The organism is Ruegeria sp. HKCCD7628 (genome assembly GCF_057221005.1).
Window position 1 is genome coordinate 26,958 of sequence record NZ_JBWVBA010000002.1, and the last position, 23,294, is coordinate 50,251.

20 protein-coding genes are annotated in these 23,294 nt (G+C 53.8%); 11 read left to right on the top strand and 9 right to left on the bottom strand.

What is annotated here, in order from left to right:
• The first annotated feature begins 2 nt into the window (after positions 1–2).
• The 5 genes from AC2TAD_RS06515 to AC2TAD_RS06535 all read left to right on the top strand — a co-directional run bounded on the left by AC2TAD_RS06515 (position 3) and on the right by AC2TAD_RS06535 (position 4,848).
• Positions 3–710: a c-type cytochrome gene (locus tag AC2TAD_RS06515; protein ID WP_414478919.1), complete on the top strand. Its 708-nt coding sequence runs from the start codon at positions 3–5 to the stop codon at positions 708–710.
• A 24-nt stretch (positions 711–734) separates the two neighbouring features.
• Positions 735–1,997 (top strand): NAD(P)/FAD-dependent oxidoreductase, encoded by a 1,263-nt coding sequence (locus AC2TAD_RS06520; RefSeq protein ID WP_170754915.1) that lies wholly within the window; start codon positions 735–737, stop codon positions 1,995–1,997.
• 80 nt (positions 1,998–2,077) lie between these two features.
• On the top strand, positions 2,078–2,512 hold the full coding sequence (locus AC2TAD_RS06525) for a DUF302 domain-containing protein (protein WP_058276423.1): 435 nt from the start codon (positions 2,078–2,080) through the stop codon (positions 2,510–2,512).
• 1 nt (position 2,513) lies between these two features.
• Positions 2,514–3,737 (top strand): 5-aminolevulinate synthase, encoded by a 1,224-nt coding sequence (gene hemA, locus AC2TAD_RS06530; protein ID WP_480866694.1) that lies wholly within the window; start codon positions 2,514–2,516, stop codon positions 3,735–3,737.
• A 52-nt stretch (positions 3,738–3,789) separates the two neighbouring features.
• Complete coding sequence (locus AC2TAD_RS06535; protein WP_480866696.1) at positions 3,790–4,848, top strand: YeeE/YedE family protein; 1,059 nt, start codon at positions 3,790–3,792, stop codon at positions 4,846–4,848.
• Between the two features lies 1 nt (position 4,849).
• Here the strand turns inward: AC2TAD_RS06535 and AC2TAD_RS06540 are convergent, their stop codons facing one another.
• Together AC2TAD_RS06540 and AC2TAD_RS06545 are read right to left on the bottom strand one after the other, a co-directional pair.
• Positions 4,850–5,791 (bottom strand): MBL fold metallo-hydrolase, encoded by a 942-nt coding sequence (locus AC2TAD_RS06540; protein WP_480867145.1) that lies wholly within the window; start codon positions 5,789–5,791, stop codon positions 4,850–4,852.
• A 2-nt stretch (positions 5,792–5,793) separates the two neighbouring features.
• Entirely contained in the window at positions 5,794–6,591 is a 798-nt protein-coding gene (locus tag AC2TAD_RS06545; RefSeq protein WP_480866698.1) for an MBL fold metallo-hydrolase, read from the bottom strand.
• Between the two features lie 696 nt (positions 6,592–7,287).
• Here AC2TAD_RS06545 and AC2TAD_RS06550 point away from each other — a divergent pair.
• Both AC2TAD_RS06550 and AC2TAD_RS06555 read left to right on the top strand, forming a co-directional pair.
• Positions 7,288–7,677 carry a hypothetical protein gene (locus AC2TAD_RS06550; protein ID WP_480866699.1) on the top strand — a complete coding sequence of 130 codons (390 nt, stop codon included), beginning with the start codon at positions 7,288–7,290 and terminating at the stop codon, positions 7,675–7,677.
• Positions 7,678–7,895: 218 nt separating this feature from the next.
• On the top strand, positions 7,896–8,795 hold the full coding sequence (locus tag AC2TAD_RS06555) for a sterol desaturase family protein (RefSeq protein ID WP_170464538.1): 900 nt from the start codon (positions 7,896–7,898) through the stop codon (positions 8,793–8,795).
• Between the two features lie 314 nt (positions 8,796–9,109).
• On the opposite strand, the gene AC2TAD_RS06560 is transcribed toward AC2TAD_RS06555, so the two are convergent.
• The 3 genes from AC2TAD_RS06560 to AC2TAD_RS06570 form a co-directional block, all read right to left on the bottom strand.
• The gene (locus AC2TAD_RS06560) at positions 9,110–9,427 is read right to left on the bottom strand and encodes an ester cyclase (protein WP_480867147.1); all 318 of its coding nucleotides are present in this window, start codon (positions 9,425–9,427) and stop codon (positions 9,110–9,112) included.
• 151 nt (positions 9,428–9,578) lie between these two features.
• Complete coding sequence (locus tag AC2TAD_RS06565; RefSeq protein WP_480866701.1) at positions 9,579–9,992, bottom strand: CHAP domain-containing protein; 414 nt, start codon at positions 9,990–9,992, stop codon at positions 9,579–9,581.
• A gap of 596 nt (positions 9,993–10,588) precedes the next feature.
• Positions 10,589–11,218 carry a TetR/AcrR family transcriptional regulator gene (locus AC2TAD_RS06570; RefSeq protein ID WP_480866703.1) on the bottom strand — a complete coding sequence of 210 codons (630 nt, stop codon included), beginning with the start codon at positions 11,216–11,218 and terminating at the stop codon, positions 10,589–10,591.
• A gap of 273 nt (positions 11,219–11,491) precedes the next feature.
• Here AC2TAD_RS06570 and AC2TAD_RS06575 point away from each other — a divergent pair, with 273 nt between their 5' ends.
• Together AC2TAD_RS06575 and AC2TAD_RS06580 are read left to right on the top strand one after the other, a co-directional pair.
• Positions 11,492–12,466 carry an efflux RND transporter periplasmic adaptor subunit gene (locus AC2TAD_RS06575; RefSeq protein WP_480866705.1) on the top strand — a complete coding sequence of 325 codons (975 nt, stop codon included), beginning with the start codon at positions 11,492–11,494 and terminating at the stop codon, positions 12,464–12,466.
• Positions 12,467–12,478: 12 nt separating this feature from the next.
• Positions 12,479–15,622: an efflux RND transporter permease subunit gene (locus AC2TAD_RS06580; RefSeq protein ID WP_480866706.1), complete on the top strand. Its 3,144-nt coding sequence runs from the start codon at positions 12,479–12,481 to the stop codon at positions 15,620–15,622.
• A 390-nt stretch (positions 15,623–16,012) separates the two neighbouring features.
• Here AC2TAD_RS06580 and AC2TAD_RS06585 read toward each other — a convergent pair whose 3' ends face one another.
• The 3 genes from AC2TAD_RS06585 to AC2TAD_RS06595 are packed head-to-tail and all read right to left on the bottom strand — an operon-like array spanning position 16,013 to position 18,758.
• On the bottom strand, positions 16,013–17,362 hold the full coding sequence (locus AC2TAD_RS06585; RefSeq protein ID WP_480866708.1) for an ATP-binding protein: 1,350 nt from the start codon (positions 17,360–17,362) through the stop codon (positions 16,013–16,015).
• Positions 17,362–18,021: a response regulator transcription factor gene (locus AC2TAD_RS06590; protein ID WP_170353643.1), complete on the bottom strand. Its 660-nt coding sequence runs from the start codon at positions 18,019–18,021 to the stop codon at positions 17,362–17,364. The genes AC2TAD_RS06585 and AC2TAD_RS06590 overlap by 1 nt, the downstream gene beginning before the upstream one ends.
• A gap of 38 nt (positions 18,022–18,059) precedes the next feature.
• A complete protein-coding gene (locus tag AC2TAD_RS06595; RefSeq protein ID WP_480866710.1) occupies positions 18,060–18,758 on the bottom strand; it encodes a PepSY domain-containing protein in 699 nt (232 codons plus the stop codon).
• 187 nt (positions 18,759–18,945) lie between these two features.
• Here AC2TAD_RS06595 and AC2TAD_RS06600 point away from each other — a divergent pair, with 187 nt between their 5' ends.
• Both AC2TAD_RS06600 and AC2TAD_RS06605 read left to right on the top strand, forming a co-directional pair.
• The gene (locus AC2TAD_RS06600; RefSeq protein ID WP_480866712.1) at positions 18,946–19,977 is read left to right on the top strand and encodes a hypothetical protein; all 1,032 of its coding nucleotides are present in this window, start codon (positions 18,946–18,948) and stop codon (positions 19,975–19,977) included.
• Positions 19,978–20,981: 1,004 nt separating this feature from the next.
• The gene (locus AC2TAD_RS06605) at positions 20,982–22,652 is read left to right on the top strand and encodes a pilus assembly protein TadG-related protein (protein WP_480866713.1); all 1,671 of its coding nucleotides are present in this window, start codon (positions 20,982–20,984) and stop codon (positions 22,650–22,652) included.
• Between the two features lie 232 nt (positions 22,653–22,884).
• On the opposite strand, the gene AC2TAD_RS06610 is transcribed toward AC2TAD_RS06605, so the two are convergent.
• Positions 22,885–23,268 (bottom strand): carboxymuconolactone decarboxylase family protein, encoded by a 384-nt coding sequence (locus tag AC2TAD_RS06610; RefSeq protein WP_170353640.1) that lies wholly within the window; start codon positions 23,266–23,268, stop codon positions 22,885–22,887.
• Positions 23,269–23,294 lie beyond the last annotated feature (26 nt).

Sequence of the window (23,294 nt, forward strand, 5' to 3'; positions counted from 1 at the left end):
TCGTGCGGTGGTCGTGCATTCTAACCTGCGCAACACTTTTGGTTGCGATCGCGCCATCGACCCACGCGGCAGATGACCTTGGTGATGCTGAAGCTGGCAAAGTGGTGTTTGCCAAATGCAAAGGTTGTCATCAGGTTGGAGAAGGAGCCGAAAATAAAATCGGGCCGCATCTGAACGGTGTTTTTGGTCGGAAAGCCGCAGGCCTCGATGGGTTTAATTACTCCAAGAGCCTTGTGCGTGCAGGTAGCTCGGGTCTGGAATGGCACGCTGACACTCTGTCCGCCTACATCGAAAACCCACGCTCATTTGCGTCAGGCACGAGGATGAGTTTTCGCGGTTTGAACGACCCGGAAGACCGAGCCAACGTGATCGCGTATTTGCGGGGTTTTTCAGACAATCCCCGAGATATCCCGGAAGCGGATCCAACCGCGAAAGGCACGGATCATTCGATCGATCCTGCGATCCTGGCGATACAAGGAGATCCTGAGTACGGCGCATATCTCAGCAGCGAATGTACAACATGCCACCAGATTGAGGGAGGCGATGAGGGCATTCCTTCGATTGTGTACTGGCCTGACGAAGACTTCGTGGTCGCCATGCACGCTTACAAGGACAAACAGCGGCCACATCCGGTCATGCAAATGATCGCTGGACGGCTGAGCAATGACGAGATCGCGGCATTGGCCGCCTACTTCAATAATCCAGAATGAAAGTGCCTAAGGGGAGGAAACGCGATGACACTCAATAGACGAGTATTTCTTGGAGCCGCAGGGGTAGTGGCCGCCGGGCTATCCGCTCCGATGGTGCTGGCTCAAGGCAAGCCCCGTGTAGTGGTTGTTGGTGGCGGTGCAGGCGGTGCAACTGCCGCGCGGTACATTGCAAAGGACAGCAAAGGTGAGATTGACGTGACGCTGATTGAGCCGTCTCGGACTTACTATACCTGTTTCTTCTCAAACCTTTATTTGGGAGGTTTTCAGGAGCTATCGGACATCGCCCACAGCTACGGCACGCTTGCCGCGAACTACGGTATCAACGTCGTGCATGATTGGGCCACTGGGGTCGACCGCGACGCAAAGACGGTGTCCTTGGCAGGTGGTGGGTCAGTTCCTTATGACAAACTGATCCTCAGCCCGGGTATCGACTTTGTTGATGGCGCGGTCGAGGGCTGGGACCTATCGGCCCAAAACAAGATGCCACATGCGTACAAGGCTGGTTCTCAGACTGAGCTTTTGAAAGCGCAGATCATGGCGATGCCCGAAGGCGGTACCTTCGCGATGGTCGCTCCTCCTAACCCGTACCGTTGCCCGCCCGGGCCGTATGAACGGGTTTCGATGGTGGCGCACGTGCTGAAGGCAAACAACCCAACAGCAAAGATCATTGTCGCCGATCCGAAGCCGAAATTCTCGAAAATGGCTTTGTTCCAAGAGGGCTGGGGAAACAACTACGAAGGAATGGTCGACTGGATCGGCGAAGATTTCGGCGGTGGCATTGTATCCGTGAATCCGGATGCAATGACGGTGACTATCGACGGCGAAGAGACGAAGGTTGATGTCTGCAATGTGATCCCAGCGATGAAAGCAGGTCGAATTGCGGAAATGGCGGGAGTAACCGACGGCAACTGGGCACCAGTAAACGCTGCGGACATGTCCTCCAAGGCCGATCCGGATATCTACGTTCTTGGTGATGCCAGCCAGCAGGGTGACATGCCGAAATCCGGTTTTTCGGCAAACAGCCAGGCAAAGGTCTGTGCGAATGCGGTACGAGGTGCGTTGACCGGGTCTAAAGTATTCCCGGCCAAGTTCTCGAACACATGCTGGTCGCTGATCGATACCGATGATGGCGTTAAGGTTGGCGCAACCTATGAGGCGACGCCAGAAAAGATCGCGAAAGTCGATGGCTTTATCAGTCAAACCGGTGAAGATGCCGATTTGAGAAAAGCGACTTACGAAGAGTCACTGGGTTGGTACGCCGGTATCACGTCGGACATGTTTGGTTGAGGCAATCGGGGGCTTTGACCGGTGTCAAAGACCCCGATGATCAATCTGAGAAAATGCGGTTCAGGAGGAGGACTAAAAACATGAAACACTTTATCGCCGCAGCCGCGTTTTCCACTGTTCTGGCGAGCCAAGGGCTTGCAGAAGAGATCATCACTATCCCCTTCGACGGCAGTTTTGATGATGCAACGTTCGCCGTCGAGTCCGCTATTGTGGGACAGGGACTAGTCATCGACTATGTAAGCCACGTCGGCGATATGTTGAATCGAACAGGCGCTGACGTCGGCAGCGACAAACAGATATTTGCAGCTGCAGACATCTTCATCTTCTGCTCGGCAAAAATCTCGCGTGAAGTGATGGAAGCAGACCCGATGAATATTGGCTTCTGCCCCTATGGGATTTTTGTTGCCGAAGGCGACGATGGCGTGATGGTTGGATATCGAAGCTATCCTGATGGACCAATGCAAAAAGTTCAGGCCCTGTTGTCCGGGATCGTAGAAGAAGCCGTTGGGAACTGAAATGAACTATCAGCAGTTTTTTCGTGGTCAACTCGACCAGCTTAAGGAGGAAGGGAACTACCGGGTCTTTGCGGATCTCGAAAGGCAGCGAGGCGCGTTCCCGACAGCGCGTAGCTACGCGGAAAATGGCCCCGAGAAAGTCACTGTTTGGTGCTCAAATGATTATCTGGGGATGGGTCAGCACCCCAATGTTATTGCAGCAATGCACAAGGTGATCGATGAGGTTGGTGCCGGAGCGGGAGGAACGCGGAATATCTCTGGAACGACCCACCAGCATGTTTTGCTGGAGCAAGAGCTTGCTGACTTGCATGGCAAGGACGCTGCGTTGCTGTTTACGTCCGGTTACGTTTCGAACTGGGCCGCGCTGGGAACTCTGGCGTTTCGCATTCCTGGCATCACAGTCTTGTCTGACGAGTTGAACCATGCCTCGATGATCGAGGGCATTCGCCACAGTCGGTGCCAGAAGCGTATCTGGAAACACAACGACGTGGCGGACCTTGAAAGGCACCTTGCTGAACTGCCTGCCGATGCTCCTAAGCTTATTGCGTTCGAGAGCGTCTATTCCATGGATGGCGATATTGCACCAATTGCCGAGATCTGTGATCTGGCGGATCGCTATGGCGCGATGACCTATTTGGATGAGGTTCACGCGGTGGGGCTTTATGGACCACGCGGCGGAGGCATTGCCGAACGCGAGGGCCTGATGGATCGGCTAACCGTCATTGAGGGGACATTGGGCAAAGCATTCGGCGTAGTTGGTGGATACATCGCGGCGTCGAAAGAACTTGTCGACTTTGTGCGATCCTTCGCCAGCGGGTTTATCTTTACCACTGCATTGCCTCCCGCCGTGGCCGCAGGAGCTGCTGCTTCGGTTCGGCACCTGAAGCAAAGCAATTCGGAACGACATCTACACCAGCAGCGCGTGCGCGAGGTGCGAGACAGGCTGGACGATCTGGGCATTCCGCATACACCGAACCCAAGTCACATAATTCCGGTCATGGTCGGCGATCCGGTCAAGTGTCGCTTCATCTCTGACGTGCTGATGCGTGACTATGGAATTTATATCCAGCCGATCAATTATCCAACCGTCCCCAAGGGAACGGAACGTCTACGGATTACACCTTCCCCAGTGCATTCCACCGACGACGTGGATCGACTGGTGTCTGCCTTGGGTGAGCTATGGACACAATGCCAATTGGCGCGCAGACCAATGGCCGCTCAATAACAACTTGACCGAAGACAAGGACGCGCAAGCAACCAAGTGAGAGTCTCTGTTGATGGAAAGGCTCATCGATTTGTTGGGAGACCCTGGCGCTTTGGCATTTGCCGGTGCGTTTGTCGGTATCTTGTTCGGCGTAACGGCCCAGAAGTCTCACTTTTGTTTGAGAGCGTCGACCATCGAAGTCGCCGAAGGCGAGCTTGGTCCTCGCCTGGCTGTCTGGCTGATCGCTTTCACCGCAGCGCTCACCTTAGTGCAGGCGTTTGTCGCGTTTGAGTGGTTAGACCTTTCCGAGACACGCGCGATTGCGTCGACGGGCAGCCTCAGCGGCGCAATACTTGGCGGAGCGATGTTTGGCGTTGGTATGGTTCTGGCGCGTGGGTGTGCATCTCGCCTGTTGGTATTGGCCTCCTGCGGAAATCTGCGCGCCCTGATTACAGGATTGGTTTTAACCTTAGTGGCTCAGGCTGCTTACACGGGCGTTCTTAGTCCCGCCCGCGAATGGCTTTCCGGGATCTGGACTGTCTCAGGGGGCGCCTCGAGAGATCTTTCAGAAATACTTGGATTTTCGCCAGTGGCTTATACAGCCGTTGCAGTATTGGGATTGGTGTCGGCAATTGCATTCGCATTCCACCGGAGAGTCGCGCCAATCAGGATCGTAACAGCCGCCGGAGTTGGCGTGGCGGTGGCGCTTGGCTGGTTAATGACATATGCCATCGCGCAAGCATCATTTGAAGTCGTGCCTGTTTCGTCAGTCACGTTCACCGGACCGGCTACGGATACACTGATGGCGTTGGTTGCCGAGCGAAACGTCGTGTTGTCCTTCGGTATCGGCCTTGTTCCAGGCGTAGCAATTAGTGCCGCAGGCTCGGCCCTAACTGCAGGGGAGTGGAAGATCGAACGTTTTGGTCCGGATGCTCCGATGGAGCGCTACCTTGTTGGAGCTGTCCTCATGGGGTTTGGAGCCATGCTGGCCGGAGGTTGCGCCGTGGGTGCAGGGCTTTCAGGAGGGACCGCCCTGTCATTGACGGCATGGCTTGCCATTTTCTTCATGTGGGTTGGAGCGATCAGCACGCATAGGTTAATGCGCCGAATTCCTGTTCCTCAAACGTCCTGAGTTATTCGAATTCCATCTGCTCAAATACCCGCCCGGCATTTTTTGTCGCCAGTTCCTCAAACGTGTCCAAATGGGCATACGGTGACTGATCGACATAGTAAGCCTCTGCCAGATCGCCGCCGGCATCCATGTGCTCTTGGATTTTGCCGCGCAGATAGACCAGGTAGTCGCGTGTATAAAGGCGCACCTGATCCATGTTCGTCGGATGACCATGTCCGGGGATGACATATTTGGCTCCCAAAGCTTCGAACTCTTTGTCCCATGTTTCAAGCCAATCCGCTGTATAGGTCTCTTGAAAGATCGGCAGCATTCGCTCGTGAAACGCCATATCACCCGCGATAACAAGGCTTTGGTTCGGCAGCCAAATCGAGATATCGCCGGGACTATGGGCCGGCCCGAGATATTTGGCCTCAATCCGGAAATCACCCATTTCAATCACGTATTCATCCTCGAATGTCTCGGTTGGGCCTGCCAGGAAGGTTCTTTCAGCCTTGCCCTGGTTGTACCGCTGCATTCCCTCAAGGATCTGTGGGCCGTATTCCTCGAATTCAGCCGCAGCATCCGAATGGGCGATGATCGGAATACCGAGCTCTGACCAGTAGGCGTTGCCAAGCATCGCGTGCCCCTGACCATTCTCGTTGAAGACAAGCTTAACCGGCTGATCCGTGATTGCCTGAATTTCCCGGTGAAGCGCTTCGGCAAGCACATAAGCCGCGCCGCCGTTTATGACGATCACGCCATCTCCGGTAACTATGAAGCTGAGGTTGTTGTTGTGACCAGAGTTCTCGAAGGTCGGCGGGGCGGTTGCGCCAATGGCGGAATAGACCCCGGGGATGTACTCGACCGGTTTGGAATACAGCACACTTTGCGGGTATTGGTCTGCAATATCCTCGCTTGCCCAAGCTGGTGTGGCTAGGGCCAAGAAAATCGCCAGCGATCGCATCATTATTGTTCTCCAATGAACTTATAAGCAGACCCAGTCTTCTCGATCCGGCCGATTCCACCATTCGGCAGGTGGAAACCAATTATTTTCATTTGCTCGTGTGAAATCTGATCCAGCAGTGAATTCCGAGTTGCTGCCGCCGCCTGCGGATCCTGATCCGTGCCGCTGTGCCAGTCGGGGCGTTCAAAAGCTACGTGTGGATTTCCCAGCGCGTCGCCGACAATCATCACGGATTCACCCCCGCTGCGAATTTCAAACGCCATGTGACCGGGAGTGTGTCCAAAGCTCGCGCGTGCGGCAATACCGGGAAGGATCTCTTGCCCGTCGTCAAAGAACCCGGTCTGATCCTCAATTGCTTCCATACGCCGTTTTGCGCCTACTGCGAACGCAGCGCGATCTTCTCCAATGGTATCCACCGTTGAGGGGTTCCACCAATAATCCCACTCATTACGGCCAAAGTGATGCGTGGCGTTGGGGAACAGAAGGTCGTCGAAATCATCCAAAACACCCCAAATGTGATCCGGGTGCGCATGGGTGAAGATCACGTGCGAGATGTCTTCGGGCGACAGGTCGGTTGTTTCAAGAGCCTCCAGAAGCTTACCAGAAGTGGGCATGAAATCTGGCCCAGATCCCACATCGAACAGCACGGAGTTTTGATCGTCTTGATAAAGTGCCACGTTGCACTCTGGCTCGTACTTGGTCGCGTCCACCTTGTAGTTATCCAAAAGCTGCCTGAGCTCTTCCTTCGGCATGGCGCCAAAGACCATTTCCGAAGGCAATGACAGGTACCCATCTGACATGGTTGTAATCCGAGCCGAAGCACCGAGTTGTAACTCTGCCCACCCGATCTTGGATTGAACTCCAAGCGCTGCGATACACGTGGCGCCATACAAGAATCTGCGTCGTGAAAACTCATTTCGATCCATTAACAATCAATAAATTGAATATATTAATTTGTAAATGACGTAAGGTGGGGTCTTTCCAGAAGAACTAGAGTTGCGGCGGGCAGGGGCTTTCGCAGCATTTACTCTATGAATTAAAATCGCCAATCAAGCACCTCAAGACCAGCTCCAATGTCATTCGCCTTGCGGTGGTGCTGTATACAGGCGTCATGTCCTATGAAATTTACTCGTCGCTCGATGTCTGCTCTGTCCCCATAGCGGTCACTCAGACAGATCGCAGCGAACGACCGCACCGACCCCAATTCAGTCGTATACAAGACCATGAAAACCCAGTGCTATTGGAAAACTATTACAAACCCGGCGGCCCCGAATGACAGATCGGTGCCTTCGTCGCTCACTCAGCAACCATCGCTACCACGAGAGCCTCGTGATTCTGACACCAGTGGACGTCTATCATGGCCGCGGTGCGAAAATCCTGAAGGTAAGAGAGGAGATCAAGACGCAGACAATCCGATAACGGCAGTTGCAGAGCCAAGCCGCTGCCACCTAAACTTCAACAGAAACCGAACTAGAGCCTCCGCTACGATACAGCCTGTGTTCTCCTTTGGCAATGATGACCAAGGCATTGGGACAGGTTCAGATCAGCTCGGACCGTTCGTCGGGGTCGCCTTTGGAAACCAAGATACTGGTCTCTCACTTATCCCCTTGGTCCAGCATTTTTTTGACTACAATGGCGATACCGATATCAGCCAGACGGCTCTGAGGCTAATTGCGCTACAACCCTTCGCAACCGACTACTGGGCAAAGTTAGATTTGAAAGTCCCATATGATTGGGAAGAGGATGCATGGTCAGGCTCTGCAGAAGTTCAGATCGGATACAACATCAACGAAGGCATCGCAGTCTACGGCGAAGCGCTTCTGGGAATTGGTGGCAACCGGTCTTTCGACGAATGTCTCGGTGTAGGCCTTCGCTTCCGATATTGAACCGAATGGCCTATCTCAAATTTTGACAAACGGCCCCACCTTTTTGTGACTGCTTTGGGGCTCAGAGCAGTCGTTCGCTGCGCAGTGCATCAGTGACCGCTGTGCGGACCAAGCCGCTCTCAGATGGTATCGCTTGCATGTCTGCGTTACATTGGAGCGGTCGTCGCCTAGAACAGCTTGCAATTCTATCGCGACGGAAACCCGAATGGTGGAAGTCCATGTCCGACACAATCCTTGTTGCTGAACCAACTATCCGCCTTATTGCCTTCCTTTCCGTCCTGGCCGCGATGGCACTTTGGGAAGTGGCCGCACCCCGGCGAAGACGGGATATTCCGCGCGTTATCCGATGGACAAACAACCTTGCGCTCGTGGTGCTCGACACCGCCATTCTGCGGCTGACCTTTCCAATCCTCGCAGTCGGTCTCGCAGCCATGGCCGAGGATCGCGGATGGGGGCTCTTCAACAACATCGAGGCGCCGGTTTGGGTTGCCATCTTGGTCTCCATGCTGCTTCTCGATCTCGCAATCTACCTTCAGCATGTGATGTTCCACGCTGTACCTGGGCTTTGGCGTCTACACAGGATGCATCACGCCGACCTCGATTTTGACGCGACCACTGGCTTGCGTTTCCATCCGGTAGAAATCCTGATCTCGATGGGGATCAAGCTGTCGGTTGTAGCAGCCTTAGGGCCGCCCGCTGTCGCCGTACTCCTGTTCGAGGTGATCCTGAACGCTACCGCGCTTTTCAATCACGCAAACATCGATTTGCCGCGTCCGGTGGATCGAATTCTCAGATGGCTCGTTGTCACTCCAGACATGCACCGAGTCCACCACTCCGTCGATCCAAGCGAGACCAACTCGAACTTTGGCTTTAACCTACCGTGGTGGGACCGCCTTCTAGGTACTTACATTGCGCAACCCGAGAAGGGGCATAAAGGCATGGAAATCGGCATCGAGCAGTTTCGCACACGCCGAGACCTCTGGCTCGACCGAATGCTGCTTCAGCCGCTGCGCGGCCCGGCGAGCGGAGGTGCCCTCGACGCCCCGAGCCAACGGAGGCGATCTTCATCTGTCTCGTCCGGGCGAACCAAGCTTGGCACTGACCAAATAGACCAATAGCGTTGAACCAAAGACTGCTTTGCCGCGCTTGAGTGTCCTTCGCAAGGCGTTCAGCATCGGCAGAAAAGTCCGCAACTCGGACATCCGCATAGTCATTTTCGCTGCGTTTGGGCTGAACGTCTGCTTTTCTCACTGCGGCACGGCTAACCATTTTGGCGTTCGCGTTGCTGCACTTGCGAACTTTAGCGCAGGACCGCTTCCGGTTTGGGCTCAAGGCAGTCGTTCGCTGCGCAGTGCATCAGTGACCGCTGTGCGGACCAAGCCGACGTTCAACGTTAGCTAGCGAGATGGCCAGTATGCCTTGAGATGTTTCGTCATGACACGAGACCCAGCTGCTGAGCGATAGAAGCAGCATCGTAGTAATCCCGACCTTCTACTACTTTGCCATCCTTGACCCGCATAACACTGCAATAGCGCGTCTCTTGCCACCTACCAGTTGGTTCGAACGATCCAAGCGAAGACTCAAGAAGGCCGGTATGGGTTCCGCGATTAATAAACTCAACCACTGCTCTGTCGCCATCTACTACTACGTTTGTGACCTTCACCTCTCCATCGGGGAACGCGCGTCGCCAGCGTTCATAGTCCATTCTGTAGCCCTCAGGTCCGATCTGGCTCTCGCTTCGTGGGATGATCGAAGTCTAGCGGTAGGTGGATACAGCCAACACCAAAAAACAATGCTGGAAGGGTAAACCGTCTTTTCTGTCCTTGACCCGCTTGCGCCCGCCGGCCGCTTGTGACGCATCCGTCGGATTTGCGCGCGATGCGACGTATAATTGATGAAGGCTAACCGCCGAATTTGGGATAAATGAAACCGTTCACCGGGTAAAAACTGCCATATCTCCCCGGATGGCTTTCAACCCGGACCAACGTCCAATCATTGTTTTTGGATACATCCTTGACGCCCATTTTCAATGATACCTTGTTGCGGTGCCAGTTGGCATGGTTCACGATGACTTCCCTGTCGGTGATAACATCGGATACGACAGCCACGTGACCAAGGGGCATCCCTCGGGTTGCTCTAAAGGACATGACCGCTCCGACAACCGGTTCACTGCCTCGCTCAAAATTATTGCGCGCTTTGCCCCACCAGTCCTTGGCGTTTCCGCGAATTTCGATGCCACTGAGGTTGCGTGCGTAGGGTACGCACCACACCCTTTGTCCTCGAGCTTGTTTTTGTGAGACCTCGAGCAACGCCATGGACTGACGTTCTGGGTCGAGGTCCGCGTCGTTTGAACTCTGAGCACAGGCAGATACAAGAACAAAAAACCCCATCGCAAACGCAGTACGCGCAGCGCCGGGTAGGCGCTGCCATTTGGCATTCGTTTTGCTGTCGCTGTTTTGCAAGAAACTACATTGCCGGTATGAGTGGTTTTAGAGTTTTAAGGCGATCTTTCGGCCTGTGAAAAGAGCCTAGTTTATTCCCCGGCAGGAATTTGCCAGGTGGTGTTCCCGATCTGCGGGCCGAGCGCGAGGCTTTGCGAAGTCAGCTTTCCGTGCGTAGTCGCCGTCGGTTGACCGCGCTGCACCGGTAACTAGCGGCCCGAAGGAGACGTTCCGTGCGTAGTTCATCAGTGACCGCTGCGCCAACGTTCCTGTCAGTAGCGTTTTTTGTTTGAACAGCGGATCTTAGTACTTAACTTTGGCGCAAAAGTACATTGGCTGTAGAACGGACAATCGCTGCGCATTGTAAATGCCTATTTTTGTGGACCTAGGCAGTCGCGTCGAAGTCTGCGTGATAATGCTCTAGATTGTATCCTATCAGCGGCCAGTCACGTTTTTTGGGTAAAGAACGATTAATTCAGCATTCTTTCCGAAACGTCCTCAAGAATAGCGTGCAGATCAAACTCTTCGCCTTTTTCCGCAAGTCTCCTATCGTGCAGAATGAAAGACAGCCCGTGCACGAAGCTCCACAACAAAAAACCACGACGACGGACTTCTTCTGTGATTCCCGGTTCCCCAAGGCATTTTGCAACCTCAGTTAGCAGAATCGAAAAGTTTTGCTGACCGCCTTCTTCCAGTCGGGGATCCGCGATGCGGTCTGTAAAGCCGCCAAATTTTAATCTGAATATCCCGGGCTCACTTAAGGCGAAAGCAATATACTCCATACCGATTGCAGTAATGCGCTCGGGAGATCCTTCAGAAATGCCGTCAAGCGCTGCTAGCATTTTGCTTCGGTGACGGTCCATCCCTTCCAGAACTGTCGCGACCAGCATTTCTGTCTTATCTTTAAAGTGTTTGTACGGTGCCGCAGTCGATACGCCCGCCCGTCTGCAGGCCTCGGAAACGGAGAACCTGTCTGGTCCTTTCTCTTCAACCAACTGCCGCGTTGCCTCGATCAGCGCAGCGCGGAGATCGCCGTGATGGTAGGCTTTCTTGCTTACTGAATGGCTGGTTGTTGCGTGATATTTATCTGTGCTGCTCATGATCCAACATGTGCCAGATCACGTATTCCTTGTCAAAGTGAGAACTTCTAACATATGTTAGAGATGCTAACTTGATGAGGTCCCCAAATGTCGAGTCCTGCGGATTTACCAACTGAAACGACCAAGCCGAACCTATTTTCGCGTATGCTGCGCGGTATTGTGCGTCTCTTGGTAACTATCTGTTTTATAGCCGTCGCAGCTGCTGCAGTTTACCTTGGCGCTTCAGAGCTTAATCGTAGGGCAGATGCTGTTCCTTCACCGGAAGCGGCCGCAGTGACCCCTGTTTCAGCAACGCTCATCACGTCGGAGAGCGCTTACACGGTCGACCGTGTGTTCATCGGACAAGTCGAACCTCAGCGTTCAGCGGATATCTCTTTCGAATTGAATGGTACGCTGGACCACATCCTGGTGGATGAGGGTGACGAGGTCGCTAAGGGCCAGCTTCTCGCAACACTGGATGTAGCTTTGTTGGAGGTCGAACGCGAAAGACTGTCAGCATCACGCGATGCCATTGCAGCCCAACTTGCATTCGCAAAGAAAACCGTCGAGCGAAACGCTAAACTTATCGAGCAAGGCTTTACCAGTCAGGCCCGCCTCGATGAGGCAGTTTCCCAGCAAGATGAATTGCTTTCCAGAATTGGTGAACTGGATGCGGGATTGCGCGACGTCACCGTTCGGATCGCGAAATCCAGCATCGAGGCACCTTTTGCGGGTCAAATAACCGCTCGGCACGTGGACGGCGGAGAGACTTTGCGTTCGGGGCAGTTGGTTTTGGGAATAGTCGAGGTCGTGTCGCCGCAGGTTCGGATCGGTATCCCGCTCGACGTTGACCCTGCGTTGCTATCCGACGTTGAAATTGAAATAGAAGATCAAAGCTATAGGGCTGACCTTGCAACTTTGCGACCCGATATTGATCCGGTAACCCGAACACGAACTGCGCTTTTCGATCTTAGGAACAGACCGGACGTTGCCTTCGGACAAACTGCCCGGGTGCATGTACTTGATCCCGTCCAGAACGCAGGAACCTGGGTGCCCACGACTTCACTTAAAGAGGGGAAGCGCGGGCAATGGACGTTGCTGGTTGCCGACGCGCAGAAGACTGTGCGACTGGCAACGGTCGAAGTGCTTCATGCCGAAGATGACCGTGTATTTGTGCGAGGCGTTTTTCCTGAAGGCACCGTCCTGATTGATCAAGGGCCGCAGCGCGTTACCGTCGGTCAGCGCGTCGACTTCAGCATTGGCGAGTGACGGAGCGACATGATGGAAACCCTTACCTTTCGCCATCCCCGGCTCGTCGCCCTCATAATTTTGGTGCTTGTATCTGCAGGCCTGTCTTCGTTCCTATCACTGGGGCGGCAGGAAGACCCAACGATTACCAACCTCTTCGCTACTGTTACGACGCAGTTCCCGGGTGCAGACCCTGAACGGGTCGAAGCGTTGGTTACTGCAGAAATCGAAGAAGAGCTTCGGAAAATTGCCGAGGTGAATGAAATCAGTTCTGTATCCCGCTCGGGCGTTTCGGTTGTTTCGGTGGAATTGCTCGAGACGCTGGACGAGGCCACGATTGAGCAGGTTTGGGCCGAGGCTCGGGATGCGGTTGAAGACGCTCGACAAAACTTTCCGAGTGGAGTCGGGCAGCCGGAATTCGATGCCGAGGGTATTTCTGCCTATTCTGCTGTTATCGCGGTCGCGGCCGAAGAGCCTGACTTTCCGATAACTTTGCTTTCGCGTCATGCCGAAGCGTTGGGTGACAGATTGCGCGCGATACCTGCTACGCGGGCAGTGGACTATTTCGGTCAGCCGGAAGAAGAGGTGCTCGTAAGTGTCGATATGGACAAGGCCGCTGCGCTTGGGCTTGGCGCCGCAGAAATTTCGCAGAGAATCGCCGAAGCAGATGGAAAGGTTCAGTCTGGGCGGTTGCAGTCCGATGTCGACCTGACCATAGGCATCAGCGGTGAAATTGAAACTCTGGACCGTATTAGGAGCATCGTCCTGCGTGAAAACGCGGAAGGTGCCGTTGTGCAGCTCGGAGATATTGCCAGCGTGGACCGTGGCGCGCGCGAACCGCAGTCTTCAATCGCGTTTGCCAACGGCAATCCGTCCGTTCTAGTCGGGGTACTGGCGCAGGATGGCGTACAGATCGACCGCTGGACCGGTTTTCTTCGGGATGAGCTTGAGGCCGGGACCGCATCGGTACCTTTGGGCATGAAGGAAATACTGCTGTTTGATCAAAGCCAGTACACGACGGATCGTTTGTCAGAGGTTGCGATCAACATGGCTATTGGCGTGGCTCTGGTCGTGGCTGTTTTGTTCATTACCTTGGGGGTGCGGGCAGCAGCGATTGTCGCTTTGGTGTTGCCGGTTGTCTCATTGGCAACGTTGGCAACAATGAACATGATTGGATTGCCAATTCATCAGATGTCCGTAACGGGTCTGATTGTTGCACTCGGTCTGCTGGTCGACGCAGCGATCGTAATGACCGATGAAATTCGGCGCCGTCTGCAGGATGGGAAGGAACGGCTTGCGGCCGTGCGAGATGCTGTTCGCCGGTTGGCTACACCGTTGCTGGCGTCGACTGTGACAACGGCGCTTGCCTTCACGCCGATGATCTTGCTTCCGGGGCCCGCTGGCGACTTTGTCGGTGCTATCGCTATAGCCGTCGTGCTTATGCTTGTTTGGTCCTTGGTTGTGGCGTTGACAGTGACTCCAGCCGTTGCCGGCTGGTTACTATCCGATCGCCCTGACGCAGGAATGCTGAGCCGTGGTATCAGTATCCCCCCGCTTGCCCGCTTGTTTGAGGCGTCAATTCGATTGTCCGTTGCTAATTCGGTGCGATCCATCGCGTTGGCATTGGTCTTGCCCGTGCTTGGCTTTGCGGCCTTTCCAACCCTGACTGCGCAGTTCTTTCCGGGCGTCGACCGAAACCAGTTCTATATCGAGGTCGACATGCCAGGTGGAACTTCAATCGCCACCACCGAAGCAACCGCGCGACAGATTGACGAAATCCTACTGGCCGATGACGGCGTCAAGAGTGTTTACTGGACTGTGGGTGAGTCTGGCCCGGCATTCTACTACAACATCGTTGGTAACCGTTCACGCGAGCCTGGGTTTGCACAAGCCATGATCACGACCGACACGGCCGACGACGCTGCCCGCCTTGTTGGAGCGTTGCAGAACCGTCTAGATGTCGACTTTCCTGACGCTCAGATCATCGTTCGCAATCTTGTACAGGGCCCCCCAGTCGCTGCACCGGTTGAAGTCAAAATTCAGGGGCAGGACATCACGGTTTTGCGCGATCTTGGCGACGAAGTGCGTTCGGTCATGGCAAATCTCGATTTGGTGACCCAGGCGCGTGCGAGTGTGAACGGAGGCAATCCCCAAATTCGGTTCGAGATTGACGAGGTCAAAGCCCGTCTGTTGGGGCTGGACGTAGCGGATATAGCTGGCCAGATGGACTCGGCGCTTGTGGGCATTACCGGCGGATCACTGATCGAAGGGACAGAACAACTGCCAGTACGCGTTCGCTTAGGCGACGAGGTACGATCAGATCTTAGCGCAATTGTCAGTATGCCGATCCTTTTGCCGAACGCTGCTGAAATATCTGCGATCGGAGTTTTTCCCGGCGTACCGTTGTCAGAACTAGCCCGGCCAGTGATCGAACCGGCCGAAAGCGTCATAACCCGAACGGATGGCACGCGCGAGAACACTATACAGGCGTTTATAGTGCCCGGTGTTTTGCCTGAAGAAGCATTGCAGGACGTATTAACGGCGCTTGACGCGTCGGAGTTTGATCTGCCGCAAGGCTACAAGATGACTTTAGGCGGAGACAGTGATGCTCGATCCAATACCGTGGGTAATCTGCTCGCGTCCGTGGGTTTGATCGTAACACTTTCCATCGCGACCATCGTGCTAACCTTTAACTCGTTTCGCCTGACACTTGTGACCTTGGTCGTTTGCGTTCTGTCCGCAGGCCTTTCAATGTTGTCGCTGGCAGTTATGCAATTCCCATTTGGAATAAACGCGATAATTGGGGTCATTGGTTCAATCGGGGTTTCGATCAACGCTGCAATCATTATCTTGACCGGGTTGCAACAAGACCGGCAGGCCAGCCAGGGCGATCAGGCGGCCATGGCTCGCGTCGTTATTGGTTCCAGCCGTCACATTGTCTCGACCACGGTCACAACATTTGGCGGCTTCCTGCCTCTGATATTGGGCGGAGGTGCATTTTGGCCACCATTCGCCGTGGCAATCGCCGGAGGCGTTCTGTTGTCAACCGTTGTATCGTTTTACTTCACTCCACCCGTTTTCGCTTTGGTGTATCGAGGAACATTCAACAAAATAAATTCGGCCAATCACGACCATTCTGAGCCCTGCAATGATATTGTTGCACTTGTGGCAGAGTGAGGATTGAGTCGCCTTCTATAGGCGGGTTGTAATGCTTCGATGTGGTCGTGGTTCAACGCAAGCTTTCTAATCTGCTTCGTCTCGTAAGTGGACTATGCGCAATCTGCTTTTCTAGAATCTACTGCACTTGGCTATCGCGGCGATAGCCGTTTTGAGCTCATCGGCGGCATACGTTGAGCTCTGCATGAGTGGCTTCTATGAGACAGCAAGCGGATCATCTGCTTTGCTTGAGCCTCGGTTTAAGCTCCGCCTGACATTAGGATCGGTGTGGTACATTTGGTGGTGGTTCCAAAAGAGTATTAAATATTGTTTATATTTAATAGTGCTTTAACGAATTAGTTATACTGCCTTCGTCTCCGCCATCAACACAGAATTTGTGTGCTCTTCCGCCTATTTTGATGGTTTCTTGTGGATCGAGTTGATCACAACACGACATTCCAACCCGCCCAGCACCTTTGATCTGCCCAGATCCAGCTTGGCTCCGTATGCGTTGAGCAAATCGACCGCAATCGCCAAACCTAGTCCCGTTCCAGCGACAGAGGTGTCTAGTCGCCCGCCTGATCGAAGAGCTTCGCGCCGGTCATCCTCGGGGATACCCGGTCCGTCGTCCTCGATATGAATTTCAATACTGTTCCTTTTGGCCATCGCCGAAACACGCACAGTTTGACGACACCATTTGACAGCGTTGTCCATCAAATTACCCAGGACTTCCTCGATGTCCTGGGGATCCATCCGTACCCAAAGGTTTTTTTGTCGGATGACTTCGAGCTCTTTGCCGTCACGTTCGGCCATGCGAGAAAACAGGCGCGACAACCGGTCCACCGAATTGGACAGATCTGCGCGCGAATGGCTAAGTTCGGCTGTGTTCATAGCCCTCATTCGTGCCAATGAACGACCGAGTTGAGCGTCTATCCTGTCCAGTGCTTCCTGCGCGGTGTCGATCGTGGCGCCATGTTCAGCAAGGCTGCTCAATTCATTGCGAAGGATCGCTGTCGGCGTCTTGAGCGCATGCGCAAGGTCGGCAGTTTGTCGACGCGACCCTGATACAATATCCCGATTACGCCTTGAAAGTTTGTTGAGGTCGTCGACCAATGGCGACACCTCATCAGGATAGTCGTCAGGCTTGAGCCCCTCATCCGTGTCCCAGCGATGTGCAACATCTGTGCGAAGTTTGCGAAGAGGACCCATGATCGCAGACATCAAAAGCAAAGATCCGGCGACCCCAATCAGGCCCACCAGAGTAAACACCGGCAGCAGGCTGCGCTGCGCGGCCCGGCGCTCGGCAATGAGCTCGTCGCGACTCTCGGCTACACTGACGCCCCATACGGTTCCGTCCTCGTACGAGATTTCCTGATAGATACTGCGCAGGGCCTCACCTTCAGGGCCGGTTGTGTTCCAGAAGGTTGCGGACGCCGTGGCAACGACAGGTTCCGCGATGGTTTCATCGAACAGAGAAGCCGAGGTGAAAACCTCATCCCTTCCGTTGGTCACCTGCCAATACCGCCCTGAATAAGGTGTGCCATAGGCCGGATCGAACATCAGATCCTGCAATGCATCCGGGTTGTCTGTCGTGACACTTAGCCCGACAACGAGCTGCGTGTGGCGGTCACGCAGATTGGAGTCAAATTGATCCGAGACCCTTGAGTTGATGTAGGATAGAACTGCCAAAGTGCCCACCGCAACCGAGATGGCACCCGTGGCAACGCCGCCCAGCAGGGCTCGTTCCCGTAGTGACAGCATCAGGCGCTGTCGATCATATAGCCGCGCCCGCGTACGGTTTTGATCAGTTCGGGACCCAGCTTTTTTCGAAGACGTGTGATGAAGACAGCGATCGTGTTCGAATCCCGATCACCATCATATTCGTAAATATGCTCGGAAAGCTCGGTGCGCGAGATCAGACGGCCCCGGTTATGCGCCAGATAGGTCAGCACAGCAATTTCCTGTGCAGTCAGATCAACCGGAACGTCTTTCGCTGTTACTCGTCCGTTTTTGGTATCCAGTGACACACCCCCCATCTCGATCAGGGGATTAAGCTGTCCGCTTTGTCGACGTAGGATCGCACGCACTCTGGCTGCCAGCTCGGGCATATGGAAGGGTTTGGTCATGTAGTCGTCGGCGCCAGCATCCAGACCGTCGACCCGTTCGCTCCAGCCATCCCGTGCAGTAAGGATCAGCACTGGGGTCTTGACGCCGTTCGCGCGCCATTCCCGCAAAACCGAGATACCGTCCCGTTCCGGCAGACCGACGTCCAAAACGATCACGTCGTACGGTTCAGTTGATCCAAGATGAAGCGCCTCAAGCCCATTGTGCGCGACGTCCACAACCCGGCCTTCGGCGTTCAGAAGTTTTTTGATCTGAGCGCAAAGATGCGGCTCATCCTCTGCAAGCAATACTCTCATAGGTGAAAACTACAATGCTTCGGCGAAATGTTCATCGGTTATCTTCCGCGTCCGCCATTTCCGTTACCGTTGCCGCCGGAGTTACCACCACCGCTGTTGCCACTGCCGGAGTTACCACCACCGCTGTTGCCACCGCCAGAGTTGCCGCCACCGCTGTTGCCACCACCGCTGTTGCCACCACCGGAGTTACCGCCGCCGGAATTGCCATTACCGTTACCGCCGGAATTGCCATTACCACCGGAGTTGCCACCACCGGAATTGCCACCGCCGGAGTTGCCGTTGCCGCCGGAATTGCCATTACCATTGCCACCGGAGTTGCCTTTGCCGTTTCCACCGGCATTGTTGTTTCCGCTGTTGGCCCGGTTTCCAGCTTGGCTTTTGGAATTGGCCGATTTGCCGTTATTCGCCTGAGCCGCTTCGCGTATTTGCCGACCAACACTAGATCGATTCGATACGACAACGCCGGTCTGGGCATCAACAATAACACTTATAATGCTGCCGTTGGGTTTTTTGACCAGAATCCGGTAGTAGACCCTGTCCGTCTGAAACGCGCGTGCGTCCACAGGAGTGCCGCCAAACACTTTTTCAACGCCACGAATAACTCTTTTCAACCGAATTGCACTGCCAGTCTTTGTCGCCTGGCGTAACTCGGATTGCTTAAGTTCGCGCGCGTCAGCAAACCCCTCACCAGTCATGAGAAGGGTGGCAAAAAGCGTTACTGCTACAAGCTTTAACATCACGGTCACTGTCTTTGCGTAGATCACCCTAAAGATTAATTAATTCTATGTGAACTAGTGATGAACAAACAGTTTTTCGTGTGTTCAGTGTGCATCATGTCAAATGCAATCAAAGGGGTGATTCTGCCTCTGGCGACTAAGTGGGGGCTGTCGTTCGGAATATTTCGATCCGCGAGGGCCAAAGTAAATGAACATCAAGATCAAGACGACAAACCTCCTGAAAGCTTCTGCTGTTGCCGTGGCCTTAGTTGGCTCTGCTGCTGTTGTTATGACGGTCGCGGTGCCTGAACCCGCCTTTGCCAAAGGGGGGCAAGGCAATGGCGGGGGCAACGGTGGCGGTAAAGGCAATGGCGGCGGTAACGGTGGAGAAAAAGGTAACAGCGGCAAAGGGAATGGCGGCCAAGGCGCAGGCAAAAATGATGGCGCAAAGGGTAAAGGGGGACTCAACCGTAGCGGTAAGAAAACCGCGGGGTCGGGAAGTAAGTCGCTTGGGGGAAAAGGCTTCTCTTTGAAGGATTTTTTCCAAGGCAATAAGTCGTCCAAGAAATCGTCCAAGTCCAGCCGTTCCGTATCCTCTGGCTCTCAGCAGAAAGATGCCGTGACCGAAGTGACAACATCTGTTCGGCCACAGGGCCGGAGCAAAAAGGTCAAAGCGTCCGAGCTTCTTCAGGCCCATCCTTCTGAACTTGGTGCCTTGAATGCGGCCAATGCCAGCCCGACAGCGTTGTTGAATGCCTCTCCGAATTCCCGTGTCGGCCGGATCGCAATCTATCGTGATACCGTGCTGGCAGGTTTTGCCCTCGAAGAGGATCTGGAAGAAGCGATCGAAACGCTTGCGGGCCTGGAACAGCCCGATCGTACAACCGATGAGATCGAAGATGCGCTTGATGAAGCGCAGCAAAATGTCGACGAGAAACAAGAGGTTGTCGACGGTCTGGAACAAGACCTGGCGGATGCCGGTGGTGAGGATGAAGCAATCGAAGAGGCGTTGGGCATTGCAGAAGCAGAGCTTGCGGAAGCCGTAAAGGAGGAGCAGGAAATTGCGGATGAGCTGCAGGATGCTGTCGACTACAACGATGCGGTTGCAGAAGTTGAAGATCTAACTGAGCAAGTTGAACAGCAGCCAGACCTGGAGCGTGAAGCGCTTGAAGATGCGGCGAACAAACCTGTAACCGACGAAGTGGAGGCGACGGTGCGAGCCATGCTCGGGCTCGAATAAGACATGATCTGATTGCCCTGAATCTCACGGAGGCAACGAGAGCCGGGCCAGCCTTTATCATCCACCTACAAAACATTGGCTGGCCCGGTAATCGACTAATGGATGTGAACTGAAGACGAAAAGGATCGCGCACCCGTACTCACTCTAGGCGCGAATTAAAGCCCGCTCTTATTATGAGCGGGCTTTTCCCTTTTTTGGGGGCGAGTAGCGCCAGAATGTTGGTCCGAAATCACTTGGGCGCGGCGGGTTTATTTTCTTCCTGAAACCGCATTTCTCTGACGATGCCCGCAAGCGTAATGTTGATCGGAGGAAAACGTTCACGACCCCGCATTCCCACCGCAGGGCTGCTGCTGCACCTGACCGACTTAAATGTGTATCGCTCCACCGAAGACCACGGTGTTGCAATCAATATGGCAGACTTTGTCATGTTATTCCCTTTGCAGAATCTCGGGACGATTAAGGTGTTCAGATTCAATTAATACGAATTGTGCCAAATCTTGATTGAATGAAGTGCGAATACATTATTCAACTTCCGTTAAAGTTGTTGCGAAAATGAGAACAACGCCACTTTAATTCGCCGAATCGACGTAGCCGTTCCCAGCGTAGGCAAATAGGCTTTGGTTTTCGGGAGTTTTCCAATTGTTCCAGTCCGCCCCAAAAATCGCAATTTTCGAGCTATTTTTTCAGAGTATTAATTGAAAATGAACCGATCAGGGGGATTCTCAACGCAGTTTGAATTTATTTAACTTCTTGTTATTGAATGACTATTTAGAGCCTTTTTCTGTAGAAAATCTTCGTTAATTTTCAGTTCATTTCACATTCATTTATTGTAATCTAAACACCCGATTTGTGGCAAATTGGGGACAAAATCTCAGGCAATGGTGAAAAAAATTTACGTTGCCCCGGAGATTCAAATGCCCAGAATTCGGACTCGAAGACAACTGAACTCAATTTTAAGTGGTCCTTCTAAAAAGGGACGTTTCGCCACTGGCGAAGAAGGCGCTTTGACGATTTTTGCGCTTTTCGTCTTTCTCATGTTGTTGGCCGCGACGGGAATCGCAGTTGATGTCGCCAACTATGAGCGCGACCGCGTTAAGCTACAGTGGGTTCTTGACAATGCGGTGCTTGCCGCCGCCAACCTCGAGCAGACACTGCCACCAGAGGAAGTGGTTAATGCGCATCTGGCGGCGCAGGGGCTGTCGGAGTACCAAAGCTCAGTAGCTGTTCAAGAGGCGTTTCAGGACCGGACGGTCGCCGCAGCGATCGGGGCAGAATACGATACAAAATTCATGCGCCTGAGTGGTATCGACTCTATTCCTTTGGGTATCGGAGCCGCGGCCAATGAAGCTGCGCCCCATACCGAGATCTCATTGGTGCTGGATATTTCGGGCAGTATGGGCAGCAACAACCGTGTCGACTTGATGCAAGCTGCCGCCAAGGCGTTCATCACCAAAAGCCTCAGCCGAAATGAAGACTCCACAACGGGGACCAAGGCGGACAAGCAGACTTCGATCAATGTCATCCCCTTTGCTGGTCAAACAAACCCGGGGTCGACGATGTTCGAATACCTGGGTGGTGAACGGTTTGGCACGACCACAGAAGAGGGGTATTTCCCGACCTGGAAGCAGGATATTTCCAACGTTGTCTTCTGGTTTGACACCAGCGGCGACGGTTCACCGGATTACTCTGTAAAGATTGACAGCTTTCCGGACAACGACGTGGATGGTTTCGACAAAGACGACGTCGATACCTACTATTACTACGTCAAGGATTTCGCCATCGAGAACTCTGTCCTGACCGAAGACGCAGAACTGGTTGGTGCTTCGATCAAGGGTGGTAAGCAAGCAACCGAATACTACAGCGTCACGGGTGACATGGAAGTCAGCGAAACTAAATTCAACAATGTCGATGCTGAATTGCAGTTCAATGATTTCCACTCATACTACCAGACCATCCCGAACAATGAATCGTCCTGTCTGGAACTTTCATATTCCGATTTCATGACGTCGCAATTGCCATCCGGTTCGACCGAGCAGGTGCCGTACTTCGTGAATTGGGACTATGACGAGACCACGCAGAACTGGGGTTGGTGCCCGGATGACGAGATGAGCATCAAATACGCTCAGAACGACGAGGTCACTCTGCACAGCTTTATTGACAACCTGCGTCTGTTCGACGGCACTGGCACCAATTACAGCCTGAAATATGCGCTGGCTCTGCTGGACCCGTCCTCGCGCGATGCCTTTGCCTATCTCAGCACAATGGGTGAGGTTCCGGCTGAATTCGCGAACCGTCCCCTAAACTGGGATCATGAGGACACGTCGAAATACATCGTCATCATGACCGATGGCCGGACCAGCCCGCAGGTTCGCCCAGCTGATGAAATGGAAGAAGAAAACGGTCTGACCGAGCTGGTCTCGCGCCCGTCAGAAGACACGACCATTACATCGTCACAGGTTACCAACTTGCAGCTGTTCAAACAGCAGTGTGAGCTGGCCAAGGCGAACAACGTGATCATCTATGCGGTTGCGTTTGAAACTTCAGATCAGGCGGCGGCCGAGGTCAAGGCATGCGCCTCGTCGCCTTCGCACTATTACGAGGTTACCGGCGAAGAGATCATCGACTCGTTCGTGTCGATTGCCGGTTCCATCCAGAAGCTGCGGCTGATTCAGTAACCATGCAAAAGGAGCACACGTGGTGTGCTCCTTTTCGTTTTCCCTCTACCGCTCGGTTCCGAAAGGGCCGGGCGATTTTTTTGCTTTAGCCCAGCAGTGTGGCGGTTGAGGATCTGTCGAAGTCCCAAATCACTGCGCGCTCAACGCTGGCGCAAGGCAAACCAAAATTCGGCACATCCAGTACGTGCGAACGGTGCTGAATTTCGAAGTGTCAGGCGTTGGATGGGGTCGTTCAGGAATAGCCCAAAACTTTACGGGCAACGCGGAAGCATTCCAGAGCCTGTGGAACGCCGCAATAGATACCGATGACATGGATGATGGCGCGGATCTCTTCTGGTGAAACACCGTTGTTGATCGCGCCTTTGCAGTGAATTTCCCACTCATGCATTTTGCCCAGGGCGCCGATCATCGACAAGTTCATCATCGACCGTGTTTTGGCGTCGATGACATCATCACCCCACCCAAAGCCCCAGCACCATGCTGTCATTGCTTCTTGGAATGGGCGGGTGAAGTCGTCAGCCGCCGCGAGGTTCTTTTCGACATATTCTGCGCCAAGAGTGTTTTTGCGTTGTTCCAGGCCTTTCAGAAACAGGTCTTCGTTGAACAGGTCTGACATTTTCACCTCTGAAGTTTTGTTTGTAC